Annotated in this window: 12 protein-coding genes and 1 pseudogene; 10 read left to right on the top strand and 3 right to left on the bottom strand. The window is 71.8% G+C overall.

Annotated elements, in window-relative coordinates:
* Positions 1-622 (bottom strand): sigma-70 family RNA polymerase sigma factor (locus VF825_RS05360; RefSeq protein ID WP_331110914.1); only part of this gene is annotated, 622 nt, incomplete at its 3' end.
* The gene (locus VF825_RS05355) at positions 619-975 is read right to left on the bottom strand and encodes a YciI family protein (protein ID WP_331110912.1); all 357 of its coding nucleotides are present in this window, start codon (positions 973-975) and stop codon (positions 619-621) included. The genes VF825_RS05355 and VF825_RS05360, both read right to left, overlap by 4 nt.
* Positions 976-1225: 250 nt before the next feature.
* Between VF825_RS05355 and VF825_RS05350 the strand changes: the two genes are divergently transcribed.
* Together VF825_RS05350 and VF825_RS05345 are read left to right on the top strand one after the other, a co-directional pair.
* Positions 1226-2608, top strand: a complete 1383-nt coding sequence (locus VF825_RS05350) for a cation:proton antiporter (RefSeq protein ID WP_331110910.1) — start codon at positions 1226-1228, stop codon at positions 2606-2608.
* Positions 2609-2666: 58 nt separating this feature from the next.
* Positions 2667-3182, top strand: a complete 516-nt coding sequence (locus VF825_RS05345) for a TMEM165/GDT1 family protein (protein WP_331110908.1) — start codon at positions 2667-2669, stop codon at positions 3180-3182.
* Positions 3183-3241: 59 nt separating this feature from the next.
* On the opposite strand, the gene VF825_RS05340 is transcribed toward VF825_RS05345, so the two are convergent.
* A complete protein-coding gene (locus VF825_RS05340) occupies positions 3242-3892 on the bottom strand; it encodes a LamG domain-containing protein (RefSeq protein ID WP_331110906.1) in 651 nt (216 codons plus the stop codon).
* A 260-nt stretch (positions 3893-4152) separates the two neighbouring features.
* On the opposite strand from VF825_RS05340, the gene VF825_RS05335 reads away from it, so the two are divergent.
* The 8 genes and pseudogenes from VF825_RS05335 to VF825_RS05300 form a co-directional block, all read left to right on the top strand.
* Positions 4153-5094: a sulfotransferase gene (locus VF825_RS05335; protein ID WP_331110904.1), complete on the top strand. Its 942-nt coding sequence runs from the start codon at positions 4153-4155 to the stop codon at positions 5092-5094.
* 34 nt (positions 5095-5128) lie between these two features.
* Complete coding sequence (locus VF825_RS05330; protein WP_331110902.1) at positions 5129-5782, top strand: histidine phosphatase family protein; 654 nt, start codon at positions 5129-5131, stop codon at positions 5780-5782.
* A gap of 228 nt (positions 5783-6010) precedes the next feature.
* Positions 6011-7480, top strand: a complete 1470-nt coding sequence (gene glmU, locus VF825_RS05325) for a bifunctional UDP-N-acetylglucosamine diphosphorylase/glucosamine-1-phosphate N-acetyltransferase GlmU (RefSeq protein WP_331110900.1) — start codon at positions 6011-6013, stop codon at positions 7478-7480.
* The gene (locus VF825_RS05320; protein WP_331110898.1) at positions 7477-8457 is read left to right on the top strand and encodes a ribose-phosphate diphosphokinase; all 981 of its coding nucleotides are present in this window, start codon (positions 7477-7479) and stop codon (positions 8455-8457) included. Before glmU ends, VF825_RS05320 begins: the two co-directional genes overlap by 4 nt.
* A 318-nt stretch (positions 8458-8775) precedes the next feature.
* On the top strand, positions 8776-9456 hold the full coding sequence (locus tag VF825_RS05315; RefSeq protein ID WP_331110916.1) for a 50S ribosomal protein L25/general stress protein Ctc: 681 nt from the start codon (positions 8776-8778) through the stop codon (positions 9454-9456).
* Positions 9457-9511: 55 nt separating this feature from the next.
* Positions 9512-10102 (top strand): aminoacyl-tRNA hydrolase, encoded by a 591-nt coding sequence (gene pth, locus VF825_RS05310; protein WP_331110896.1) that lies wholly within the window; start codon positions 9512-9514, stop codon positions 10100-10102.
* Between the two features lie 345 nt (positions 10103-10447).
* Entirely contained in the window at positions 10448-11899 is a 1452-nt protein-coding gene (locus VF825_RS05305; protein ID WP_331110893.1) for a sugar transferase, read from the top strand.
* Positions 11900-12059: 160 nt separating this feature from the next.
* Positions 12060-13040, top strand: a pseudogene (locus VF825_RS05300) (hypothetical protein); the annotation flags it as partial.

Here is a 13040-nt window from a genome sequence, read left to right as displayed (position 1 = left end):
TCGTGAACACGAGGTGGATCACCCCGAGCACCCCGCGCAGCCGGTCGGGGAGCTCGGCGTAGGTCGGCACGCGGAAGGGGATCCGCGCGGTCGAGATCTTCCTCTTGGCCCGGGTCAGCCGGGCGCTCATGGTGGTCTCGGACACGAGGAGCGCCCGGGCGATGTCGGCGGTGGGGATGCCGCACACCAGCCTCAGGGTCAGCGCGAGCTGGGCTTCCTGGGCGAGCGCCGGGTGGCAGCACAGGAAGACCAGCCGCAGCCGCTCGTCAGCGATGTGGTCGGCCGCCTCCTCCGCCGTCGCCCCGTCCGGACCGTTCGTCTCGTGGACGGGGGCCTCCTCCGGCTCCACGAGCAGGGGCAGCTTGGAGCGCAGGACCTGCTCGCGCCGGGTTGCGTCGATGGCCCGGCGCCGGGCTGCGGTCGTCAGCCAGCCCAGGGGGCTGGTCGGGACCCCGTCCCGGGGCCAGGCCCTCAGGGCCGAGGCGTACGCCTCCTGGACGCACTCCTCAGCCAGGTCGAGGTCCCGCGCCACGCGCACCGTCGAGGCGAGCACGATGGCCCAGCCCCGACGGTGCGCGTCAGCGACCGCTGCTCCCACGGCAGCGGGCACGCCGTCACTCACGCCGTGACCGACTCCCGCAGGAAGCTGCCGGCGACGGGCCGGACCTCGACCCCGCCGCCGGACTGCATGACCGGGTTGCGCCCGGCGATCCTCAGCGCCTCGTCCAGGTCCGGCGCCTCGATGATGTAGAAGCCGGCCACTACTTCCTTGCCCTCCAGGAACGGGCCGTCCGTCACCGCGTCGCCGCGGATGGACGTGGCGGTGGCGATCGACTCGAGCGCGAAGGCGGCCGACATCCAGCCCTCCTCCACCAGCTCCCGGGCGTGGCGCTCGTGGAGGTCGAGCTCGTCCTGTGACGGGTTCTCGCCGTGGGCGGCGTCCGCCGCGTAGATCAGGACGGCGTACTGAGCCATGGTCTTCTCCTTCTCGGTCAACGTGAGCCTGACACCCCTGTGTCGAGCGGGCACGGCGATTTCGACAACGCGCATCCCGGGGGACACGAGCCGGCCGTCTCCACCACATGCCCGAGCTGCGGCTCCTGCATCCGGGCGAGGGGTGCTCCGGGGCGGGTTCCCCACCGCTACGACGGGTGGACGAGGGCCGCGGCGCGGAACGGCCCTGTAATCGAAGGGACGTGGGACGGGCCGGCGGACGGGGAGCAGCGTGGCACTTGGAACGGTGGACGTCGCCCACATCCTGCTCGCGCTGGTCGTCATCCTGGTCGCCGCTCACGGCGTGGGTGAGCTATTCGCCCGGATGCGACAGCCCCGCGTCATCGGCGAGATCCTCGGCGGTCTCCTGCTCGGCCCGACCGTGCTGGGCGCGCTGGCCCCGGCCGCGCAGCACTGGCTCTTCCCGAAGAGCGGGACGACCGCGACCGTCCTGGGCTCGACCTACCAGCTCGGCCTGCTGCTGCTGATGTACTGCTCCGGCATCGAGGTGCGCTCCGCCGTGCAGCGTCGCGAGGGCCGCACCGTGGCGTGGATCCTCGGCACGGGCACCGTCCTGCCGTTCCTCGCAGGCCTGGCCGTCCTCCCGTTCGTCGCCGAGCGCACGTTCTACGGCCCGTCGGGCAACCACACCTCGTTCCTCCTGGTCTTCGGCATCGCCATGGCGGTCACCAGCATCCCCGTCATCTCCCGGATCATGTTCGACCTCGGGATCCTGGGAACTCCGTTCTCCCGCATCGTGATCGGCGCGGCCGTGGTCGAGGACGTGCTGCTCTACATCGTGCTCGCGGTGGCCCTCGGTGCCGCTGCCGAGCCCTCCAGTGCGTTGTTCGGGCTGCCCGGCGTCCTCGGCGTCGCGCCCGGCTCGTCGTGGGACTTCGCCTACCACTCGGCCGCGACGGTGGCCGTGCTCGGCCTCGGCCTGCTCGTGGGCCGACCGCTCTACCGCGCCGTTGCGGGCTCGCGGGCCAACCTGGTCGCCCGCCACAGCCCCGTGGCGTTCCAGCTCGTCTTCCTGCTGCTGGCCTGCCTGCTGTGCCTCTTCCTCGGCATCCAGCCGTTCTTCGGGGCCTTCGTGGCCGGGATCATCGTCGGCTCGGCCACCACGGCGCCCGACCCGGTGGTCGAGGGAGCCACGGTCGCCATCAAGGACTTCGCGTTCGCGTTCTTCGTCCCGGTCTACTTTGCGATCGTGGGCCTGCAGCTGGACCTGCTGCGCAGCTTCAACCCATGGTTCTTCCTGGCCTACCTGAGCTTCGCCTGCGCGGTGAAGGCGGTCAGCGTGTATGCCGGTGCCCGGTTCGGGGGCCAGCCCTCCTCGGCTGCGGTCAACCTCGCGGTGGCCATGAACGCACGTGGTGGGCCCGGGATCGTGCTCGCCTCAGTGGTCTTCGGCGCCGGCATCATCAACCAGTCGTTCTACGCCGTCCTCGTGCTGCTGGCCATCGTGACCTCGCTGCTGGCCGGCAGCTGGCTGGAGCGGGTGCCGCGCGACCGGCTCCTGGGCGCGGTCGACGACCGGACGCGGCGGCCCGCACCGGTGCCGTGGCGCCCGGGACGTGTCGCGCCGGATAGGCTGCGGCGCGAAAGGGAGTAGTCCCCAACCGCCGTATCGACACACTGACCCGCGGGTCCGGTGCGACGGGCCACCTCCGGTGGCGGACGAGACTTTCGCGGCCCGCGACCGCGCCAGGACGGTGCTCGTCGGCATCACGCTGGCCACCGCCCTGGTCCACCTCGTCTCGGTCGGCCTGGGGCGGCTCATCGGCGACCAGCTCGCCGCCGCCCAGTGGCTCGTCAACGTCGTTGCGGGAGTGGCGTTCCTCGGCTTCGCCGCGTGGACCCTGCGCGGGGACGAGCTCACCGAGGCGGAGGCGGAACAGGCCAGCAGCAGCAGGCGTGCCGGCGTGCTCGCGGTGGGGCTGGCCTTCTTCCTGGCCGAGCTCGGCGACAAGACCATGCTCGCGACGGTCACGCTCGCCACCCGCGAGGGCTGGCTGGGCACCTGGGTCGGCAGCACGGTGGGCATGGTGCTGGCCGACGCGCTGGCGATCGGCGTCGGGGCCGTGCTGGGACGCAGGCTCCCCGAGCGCGTCATCCGGGTGGGTGCCGCGGCGGCGTTCCTGGTCTTCGGGGTGGCGCTGCTGGTGCAGGGGCTCGTGGCCCGCTGAGTGGTGCGCCCGTACGCCGTGTGCCCGGCTCCCGGCCGGGCACACGGCATACGGGGGAGTCAGCCGAGGTCGATGCGGGCCCAGTCGAGCTGGCCCTTGAACCAGTCGCCACCGGGTTTGGAGCCGATGTAGAGCGGCTCCTTGCTCACGGTGATGTTGCCGATCTTGACCGACGTGGAGCCGACCTGGTTGCCGTCGACGGTCAGGGTGACCGCGTTGTCGGTCTTCCTGCACACCAGCGTGTGCCACGCGTTGTCGGCGAGGTCCGGCCCGGCCACGAGGCTGGCCTTGGCGCTGCTGCCGTTGAAGAAGAACAGGGCCTGCGCCATGGTGCGGTTCTTGCGGGCCACCACCTCCAGCCGGAACGTCCCACCCGGCGTGGCGCGGACGATGTCGTAGTCACCCACGTCGGTGCCAGGGACGTCGGCGAACTTCAGCCTGGCCGACACCGTCACGGGTTTGCTGCCGATGGGCACCTTGGTGGCGCCCTTGACGGTGACCTGGCCCGACTTCCCGTCGAACGTCAGCGTGCTCCCATCGGGGGTCACGCCTCCCTTGATCGTGCCGTCGAGGTGGTTCGGCCCGCTGTCGGACACGGTGGACGATGACGGCGGGTCGTTCATCTCCCAGTCCGCGAACGTCGTGGATCCCGCGTCCCCGGCGGCCGGCGACAGCGCAGCCGAGAGGGCAAGGGCGATCGGTGCATGCATGGTGGCTCTCCTTCGGGTGTGGCGCCGGGCGCGTCTCCGGCTGACCCGGGCCGGGGCCCCGTTCCCCCCGGGGCTCGCGGCCGAGCGGGTCCCCGCCCACGATTCCCGCGAACGCCCGAGCCCGGGACGGGCAAGTGCATGGGCTCGCGCTCACCCCTTCGTCGGATCTGCCGGCCGGGCGCGCCCCGTGCAATGGAGATGTGGGGAACGCGGACCGCCCGCCCCCGGACTCCTTCGACACCAGGGGGTTTGACCGACCGATGCTGACCTTCGTCCTGGGCAGCGGCCGTTGCGGCTCGACGCTGATCGCCGAGCTGGTGGCGCGTCACCCCGACGTCGGCTTCGTGTCCAACGTCGACGACAAGCTCTCACGGCTCAACCTCAAGGGCCGCTGGAACAACGCGCTGTTCGCCAGGGCGGACGAGCGTGACCCTGCGCTGCGGCCGTTCCGCGACCGTCGGCGCGCGCTGGAGCGCGGCCGGCTGCGGGTGGCGCCGTCGGAGGGCTGGTCGGTGCTCGAGCGGCAGGTGTCCGGCATCTTCCCCCAACCCACGCGCGACCTGACCGCCGCAGACGCGACGCCCTGGCTCCTCGGGCGGATCCGCGAGTTCTTCGACAGCCGGATCGAGGCCCAGGGCAAGCCGATGTTCATGCACCACCTCACCGGGTGGCCGCGCTCGGGCCTGCTGTCCGCCGCCTACCCCGAGGCGAAGTACGTCAACGTGATCCGCGACGGGCGGGCGGTCGCCAACTCCTGGCTGCAGATGGGCTGGTGGGACGGCTACCAGGGGCCGGAACGCTGGTACCTCGGCCCGCTGCCGGAGGCCTACCGCGAGGAGTGGGAGGAGTCGGGACGCTCCTTCGTCGTGCTGGCCGGCCTCGGCTGGAAGGTGCTCATGGACGCCATCGAGCAGGCCCGGCAGAAGGCGCCGGAGGGGCACTGGCTCGACGTGCGCCTCGAGGACTTCATGGTCGACCCGCGCGGCCAGATGGAGGCCGTCATGGACTTCCTCGGGCTGGAGTGGACCCCGCAGTACGAGGCCGGGTTCGCCCGGCACTCCTTCCAGGCCAGCCGCGGCCAGGCCTGGCGGCGGGACCTCAACGACGCCCAGGTCGAACAGCTCGAGCGTGTCATCGCCAAGCCGTTGCTGGAGCACGGCTACGAGCTGACCGAACCCCGACCCGCCCACCGGACCCGCTGACGCACGGCGTCGGCAGAACGACAAGGAGCCTCTCGTGTCCCAGGACATGGCCGTCCCCACCGCCGAGACCCTCTCGACCCGCACCTGCACGATCTACGTCGTCCGCCACGGCACGACGACGATGAACGTGGAGAACCGCTACCGCGGGCGTCGGGACATCCCGCTCGACGCGCAGGGCTACCAGGACGCGGTCGACGCGGCGCGACAGCTGTCGAAGGTGGGGCTGGCCGCGGTCTACACCGGCAGCCTGCGGCGCACCATCGCCACGGGGCAGATCATCGCCGACGAGGCCGGGGTGCCGGACCTCCGGATCATGCACGGCCTCATCAACGTCGACTACGGCGCGTGGGAGGGGATGACCTCCCAGGAGGCCGAGATGTACGACCCCGTCGCGTTCCGGCTGTACAAGACCTCGCCGTCGCGGGCCGTGTGCCCCAACGGCGAGCGGCTGCGCGACGCCCAGGAGCGGATGGTCGCGGCCCTGCAGCTCATCGGCTCGCGCCACCCCGGCGAGCACGTCGCCGTGGTCTCCCACGCCGTGATGATCCGGCTCGTGGTGGCCGCCCTGGAGCACACCGAGGGCGAGCAGTGGCGCATCCCGGTGGGGCGCGGCTCGCTCACGACGATGCTGGTCGAGGACGGCCGGGTGCGGCTGCACCGGCTGCCCGACGGCGACGACGTCGACTGAGCCCCATGATCGGCCCGGACGTCAGCCCCGGATCGGCCCGGACGTCCGCCCGGACGCGCGCGTCCGCGCAGATCAGGGCCGGTATGCCGTGCCGTGCGTGGGTGCGCACCGGCCGGGACCGCGGCGGTGAACCGGGCGTGACCGGCGGGTAGCATGGCGGCGGCAGTGTGGCCGGGAACCCTCGGTGCGCTGTCGGCCTCCGACGTCGACCTTCTGGAGCCCACCCGCGTGACTACCTCCCGCCCGGCTGCCGTCATCGTCCTCGCCGCAGGCGAAGGCACCCGCATGAAGTCGGCCACCCCCAAGGTGTTGCACCCCATCGCAGGGCGGACCCTCTTGGGTCACGCCATCGCCGCCGCCCGCGGCGCCGACCCCGAGCACCTCGCGGTGGTCGTCCGCCACGAGCGGGACCGCGTCGCCGCCCACGTGGCCGAGGTCGACCCGGCGGCGGTCATCGCCGACCAGGACGAGGTGCCGGGCACCGGCCGGGCCACCGAGTGCGCCCTGGACCTGCTGCCGTCCGAGCTCGAGGGCACCGTGCTGGTGACCTACGGCGACGTGCCGCTGCTGACCGCGGCCACGCTGCACGACCTGATCGAGGCCCACCACGCCAGTGGCAGCGCGGCCACCGTGATCACGGCGACGCTGGAGGACCCGCACGGCTACGGCCGCATCCTGCGCGACGAGCACGGCGAGGTCGCCGGCATCGTCGAGCAGAAGGACGCCACGGACGAGCAGCGGGCGATCACGGAGATCAACTCCGGCCTCTACGCCTTCGACGCCACCGTGCTGCGCAAGGCGCTCGCCGAGGTGGGCACCGACAACGCCCAGGGCGAGAAGTACCTCACCGACGTGCTCGCCATCGCCCGGCGCGAGGGTCTGAAGGTCAGCGCGCACCTCGTCGCCGACCTGTGGCAGACCGAGGGCGTCAACGACCGCGTGCAGCTCGCCCGGCTCGGCGCCGAGCTCAACCGCCGCATCCTCGAGGGGTGGATGCGCGAGGGTGTCACGGTCGTCGACCCGGCCAGCACGTGGGTGGACGCCGACGTCACCATCGGCCGCGACACCGTGATCCAGCCCGGCACCCAGCTCAAGGGCGCGACCACGATCGGCTCCGGCGTCACGCTCGGCCCGGACACCACCCTGGAGGACGTGGAGGTCCGCGACGGCGCCAGCGTCGTGCGCACCCACGGCTCGCTCGCGGTGATCGGCGAGGGGGCCAGCGTCGGGCCGTTCGCCTACCTGCGCCCCGGCACCGAGCTCGGCACCAAGGGCAAGATCGGCACCTTCGTCGAGACGAAGAACACCACGATCGGCGAGGGCGGCAAGGTGCCGCACCTGACCTACGCCGGCGACGCCACGATCGGTGCCGGCGCCAACATCGGGGCCGGCACGATCTTCGCCAACTACGACGGGGTCAAGAAGTACCCCACCGTGGTCGGGGACCACAGCTTCGTCGGGTCCAACTCGGTCATCGTCGCCCCCCGCACGATCGCCGCGGGCAGCTACGTCGCGGCCGGCTCGGCCGTCACCGTCGACGTCGAGCCCGGCGAGCTCGCCGTCGCCCGCGGCCGGCAGCGCAACATCGCCGGGTGGGTCGCCCGGGCCCGCGCCGGCACCCGCACCGCAGACGCCGCCGAGGCGGCCACCAGCCCGACCGACCGCCCCGACGCCCCCGAAGGGACCCCTGCCTCATGACCGGTCTGAAGCGCACCACCGAGAAGAACCTCATGGTCTTCTCCGGTCGGGCCCACCGCCAGCTCGCGGAGGAGGTCGCCTACCAGCTCGGCACCGACCTCGTGCCCATGCAGGCCTACGAGTTCGCCAACAGCGAGATCTACGTCCGCTACGAGGAGTCGGTCCGCGGCTCCGACGCCTTCGTCATCCAGAGCCACACGGCGCCGGTGAACGAGTGGATCATGGAGCACCTGATCATGGTCGACGCGCTCAAGCGCGCCTCGGCCAAGCGGATCACCGTGGTCATGCCGTTCTACGGCTACGCCCGCCAGGACAAGAAGCACCGCGGCCGCGAGCCGATCTCCGCCCGCCTCATGGCCGACCTGTTCAGGACGGCCGGCGCCGACCGGCTCATCTGCGTCGACCTGCACACCAGCCAGATCCAGGGCTTCTTCGACGGCCCGGTCGACCACCTCATGGCACTGCCGATCCTGTCCGACTACGTGCGCCAGAAGTACGGCCGCGAGCAGCTCGCGGTGGTCTCCCCGGACGCCGGGCGGATCAAGGTCGCCGAGCAGTGGTCCGACCGCCTCGGCGGGGCCCCGCTGGCGTTCATCCACAAGACCCGCGACATCACCCGTCCCAACGAGACGGTGGCCAACCGGGTTGTCGGTGAGGTCAAGGGCCGCACCTGCATCCTCGTCGACGACATGATCGACACCGCCGGCACGATCACCAAGGCGGCCGACGCGCTCATCGCCGACGGCGCCTCCGACGTCATCATCGCCGCGACCCACGCGATCCTGTCCGGTCCGGCCGTGGACCGGCTCAAGAACTGCGCGGTGCGCGAGGTCATCGTGACCAACACCCTGCCCATCGCCGCCGAGCGCCACTTCGACAAGCTCACCGAGCTGTCGATCGCACCGCTGATCAGCCAGGCCATCCGCGAGGTCTTCGAGGACGGCTCGGTCACCAAGCTGTTCGACGGCAAGGCCTGACCAGCACAGGGCCACCCACGTGCGTGGAGATCGGCGGGGCAGCCGCCCCGCCGATTTCCGTATCCCGCCGCGCGTCGCCTAGAATCGCGAGGTTGCCTCGGCGAGGGACGCTGCAGGGCTGGTGCGAACCAGAGCCCGTGAAGCAGTCCGTGATCGACGCGGTGGTGCTGGACGTCTGTCTCGCGCCCGCACGCGCCGGTTCACCCGCGTCGTGCCGCGCCCCGCGTCGAGGCCCACCGCACACCAGAACACCACCCACCGTGCGCGTGCCGCCCTCATCCGGCCCGTGCGCGACCGTGAAGCAAGCACAGGAGAGACATCGTGTCCGAGATCAAGCTCGTCGCCGAGACCCGCACCGAGTTCGGCAAGGGTGCCGCCCGCCGCATCCGCCGCGCCCACCAGATCCCCGCCGTGATGTACGGCCACGGCACCGAGCCGCTGCACATCACCCTTCCGGGCCACGACACGATGATGGCGCTCAAGCACGCCAACGCGCTGCTGACCATCGAGATCGACGGCAAGGACCACCTGGCCCTGGCCAAGGACGTCCAGCGTGACGCCATCAAGCCGGTCATCGACCACGTCGACCTCGTCGTGGTGAAGAAGGGCGAGAAGGTCACCGTCGACGTGCAGGTCCACGTGACCGGCGACGCCGCCCCGGAGACCGTCGTGACCGTCGAGCAGCAGACCGTGCAGCTCGAGGCCGAGGCCACGCACCTGCCGGAGAGCATCGAGGTCTCGGTCGAGGGCGCCCAGGCCGGCACCCAGATCCACGCCTCCGACCTGACCCTGCCGCAGGGCACGTCGCTGGTCACCGACGCCGAGCATCTCATCGTCAACATCAGCCAGGCCATCACCGCCGAGGCGCTCGAGGCCGAGCTCGCCGAGGCCGAGGCCGAGGCCGGCATCGAGCACGAGGAGGCCGGCGAGGCCGCCGAGGGCGAGGCCGCTGCCGAGGGCGAGACCGAGGCTGCCGCCGAGGGCTCCGACGAGGCCTGAGCCGCTGCACGGCCCGGGGCGCGCGCCCCGGGCCACACGGCATACTGCATCTCCCATGGACACCTGGCTCATCGTCGGACTCGGCAACCCCGGTCCGTCCTATGCCGGTAACCGGCACAACGTCGGCGCCATGGTCATCGACGAACTGGCCGCCCGCGCCGGTGCGACCCTGCGGTCGCACAAGGCGCGGGCGGCCGCGTCCGAGATCCGCATCGGCACGCTGCCGGACGGGGCTCCCGGGCCGAAGGCGGTCATCGCCCGGCCGCTGTCGTACATGAACGAGTCCGGTGGTCCGGTGGCCGGGCTGCTGTCGTTCTTCAAGATCCCCGTCGAGCGTCTCGTCGTCGTCCACGACGAGCTCGACATCCCCTTCGCCGACGTGCGTCTCAAGCGCGGTGGCGGCGAGGGCGGCCACAACGGGCTGAAGTCGATCACCAAGTCGGTCGGCAGCCGTGAATACCTGCGCGTCCGGGTCGGCATCGGCCGCCCGCCCGGCCGCATGGACGCAGCGGCCTTTGTCCTCAAGGACTTCTCCGGCACCGAGCGCACCGAGCTGCCGTTCCTGCTCGGCGACAGCGCCGACGCCGTCGAGAAGCTGGTCACCGACGGGCTCGAGGCGACCCAGCAGGTCTTCCACTCGCGCTGAACCGAGGCCGCCGAGCCGAGGCGGCCGCTACGCAGCGTGGCTCCATACGTTTGCATGAGCTTTGCGCTCCTGCCAACAGCGCAACGCCGCTCGTCCAGCAGGGCGATCGTCCGAATTCGATTGTGCGGCACCGTGGTTGGACCGGCGAGTTCCGACCATGCCTCTCCCGCTCGCCGGTGCACGGTCCTTCCATGCAGGGTGGGGTGGGAAGGCGGACCGCAGATGACCGACTACGCGCGCCCGACCCGCCGCCGCAGGCGCAGGCGCGCGCGCGGCGCCGGGCTCGTGCCTCCGCAGCAGGTCGCGACCGCGGACCCCCTCCCCCCGGCAGTCACCACCACCACCATGACCACCGCGCCCGACGTCCTCGACGCGCCACCGCAGCTGACCGTCCGCGCGCGCGTCTGGGAGCGCCGCTACCGGCACACCGCCGTCCTCATGGACCTGCTCGCCGGCTGCGTCGCCGCCGTGCTGGGTTGTGTCGTGCGCTTCGGTGCCGAGCCGCGCCTGGCCTACGTGCTCCTCAGCATGGCCGTCCCGGTCGCGTGGATCGTCGCGGTGACGTGCACGCACGGCTACGAGAGCCGCTACATGGGCGTCAGCACCGAGGAGTACCGCGCGCTCGTCGACGCCGCGCTCGGCCTGCTGGCGGTCGTGTCGGTGGTGGCGTTCGCGGGCCAGATCACCATCGCCCGCGGCTACGTCGTGCTCGTGCTCCCGGCACTGTTCTTGCTCTCGCTGATGGGACGCAAGGGTTTGCGCCGCTGGCTGCACGCGCAGCGTCGTGGCGGGCTGTTCATGCAGCGCACCATCGTCCTGGGCCGTGCCGACTCCGCGCGCGACCTGATCCGCCAGATCCACGCCTCGCCGGTGCACGGCCTGTCCGTTGTGGCTGCGTGCGTTTCGGGCCTCGACGGTGCCTGGGACGACGCGCCCGAGCTGGAGGGCGTCACCGTCTTCGGCTGCCCGGAGGACGCCGTGGCCGCCGTCGACCTCTTCGACGCCGACGTCGTCGCCGTCGCCAGCCACCCCGACCTCGGCGGCCCGGTGCTGCGCCGGTTGGCGTGGGCCCTGGAGGAGCGCGACGTCGACCTCGTCGTGGCGCCCGGGATCCTCGAGGTCGCCGGCCCCCGCCTGTCCATCCGGCCCGTGGCCGGCACCCCGCTGCTGCACGTCGAGCGCCCGGTCATGTCCGGGGCGCGACGGGCCGTCAAGGTCGTGGTCGAGCGGGCCATGGCCATCTGCATCGCCGTCGCCGCACTGCCGGCGATCGAGCTGGTCGCGCTCGCCGTGCACCTGGACTCCGCGGGCCCGATCCTGTTCCGGCAGAAGCGGGTTGGGGCCCGCGGCGAGCCTTTCGAGATGCTCAAGTTCCGCACGATGGTCACCGATGCCGAGGCCCGGCTCGCCGAGATCAACGATGGCCACGAGACCAACGCTGTGCTGTTCAAGAAGCGCAATGACCCGCGGGTCACCCGCGTGGGCAAGATCCTGCGGCGGTACTCCCTGGACGAGCTGCCCCAGCTGCTGAACGTGCTCCGGGGCGACATGTCCCTCGTCGGCCCGCGGCCCCCGTTGCCGCAGGAGGTCGAGAAGTACGAGCCCGACGCGGTCCGACGCCTGCGGGTGCAACCGGGCCTGACCGGGCTGTGGCAGGTCAGCGGCCGCAGTGACCTGTCCTGGGAGGAGTCGCTGCGGCTCGATCTCTGGTACGTCGACAACTGGTCGCTCGTGCTGGACGTGCAGATCCTGATCCGCACGCTGCGCGCCGTGGTTCGCGGCGCGGGGGCCTACTAGGGGGCGGCACCGGGTCGACCCGGGGGCTGACGCGGCCTTCCGGACCGACGCGGTGCGCCATGAGCGCACAAAGGAGAGCCATGCTCACGGCACCGCCGAACCCGGCCGCGGAGGCGGCGTCCGACATCGTCCTGCCCACACACCCCACCGGGGTGGCGCGATGAACACACGCAGCGTCCTGGCCACCTCCCTGGCCGCCACCGTGGTCCTGGCCGGTGCCGCAGCAGCGCAGGCCTCCGTCAGCAGCAACCCCGTGTCCTGCGTCCAGCCCGACGGCAGGGTGAGCGCCATCGCGATCAGCGGTGGCACGGCATACCTCGCCGGCAGCTTCACGCACGTCAAGGACAAGGGGGGCGCCACGGTGGTGCGCAACCGGCTGGCGGCGGTCGATACCGCAACCTGCACCGTGCTGCCGTGGGCACCGTCCGCGGACAACAACGTCCTCGCCCTGGCCGTGCGCGGCAGCACCGTGTGGGCCGGCGGCGACTTCACCCACATCGGCACGACGGTCCGCAACCACCTGGCAGCCCTCGACGCCGGCACCGGGGCGCTGACCTCGTTCAACCCCAACGTCAGCAACACCGTGCGGGCGCTGGCCGCCTCGACCTCGACGCTGTACGCCGGCGGGACGTTCACCTCGGTCAACGGGACCTCGCGGGGGAAGCTGGCGGCGTTCTCCACCGCGGATGGCAGCCTCACCACGTGGAAGCCCAAGGCGTCAGGCGCCGTCAACGCGCTCGCGATGTCGTCCGACGGCGCGGACGTTTACGTCGGCGGCACGTTCACCGCGATCAGCGGCACGAGCTCCGCGGCCTACCTGGCGGCGGTCAAGACCGACGGCAAGGGGACCGTGGACCCGTCGTTCGACCCGGCGCCGACCTTCCCGATCATCGCCCTGGCGGCCGACCAGCGCGGGGTCTACGCCGGCGCGGGTGGCTCGGGTGGCCACTTCGTCATCTGGAACCTCGACGGCTCGCTCCAGCGCCCCGTCTACCAGACCGACGGCGGCGTGCAGGGCGTGGCGGTCGACGGCGACTCGGTGTACGCCGGGGGGCACTTCACGAACTACTGCGTCGGCAACACCGGCTCGGGCAGCCCGTTCATGTGCTCGACCAACCTCGCCCGACGCAAGCTGTTCGAA

The sequence above is a fragment of the Oryzihumus sp. genome (genome assembly GCF_036391795.1).
GTDB lineage: Bacteria > Actinomycetota > Actinomycetes > Actinomycetales > Dermatophilaceae > Oryzihumus.
Note: the sequence above shows the minus strand (reverse complement) of the source record. Positions and strands in the feature narration are given on the sequence as shown.

Excerpts from the sequence above, each read along its gene's own strand:
- VF825_RS05355 (WP_331110912.1), bottom strand. The coding sequence starts at position 975 with ATGGCTCAGTACGCCGTCCTGATCTACGCGGCGGACGCCGCCCACGGC.
- VF825_RS05340 (WP_331110906.1), bottom strand. The coding sequence starts at position 3,892 with ATGCATGCACCGATCGCCCTTGCCCTCTCGGCTGCGCTGTCGCCGGCC.
- VF825_RS05335 (WP_331110904.1), top strand. The coding sequence starts at position 4,153 with ATGCTGACCTTCGTCCTGGGCAGCGGCCGTTGCGGCTCGACGCTGATC.
- VF825_RS05320 (WP_331110898.1), top strand. The coding sequence starts at position 7,477 with ATGACCGGTCTGAAGCGCACCACCGAGAAGAACCTCATGGTCTTCTCC.
- pth (WP_331110896.1), top strand. The coding sequence starts at position 9,512 with ATGGACACCTGGCTCATCGTCGGACTCGGCAACCCCGGTCCGTCCTAT.
- VF825_RS05305 (WP_331110893.1), top strand. The coding sequence starts at position 10,448 with ATGACCACCGCGCCCGACGTCCTCGACGCGCCACCGCAGCTGACCGTC.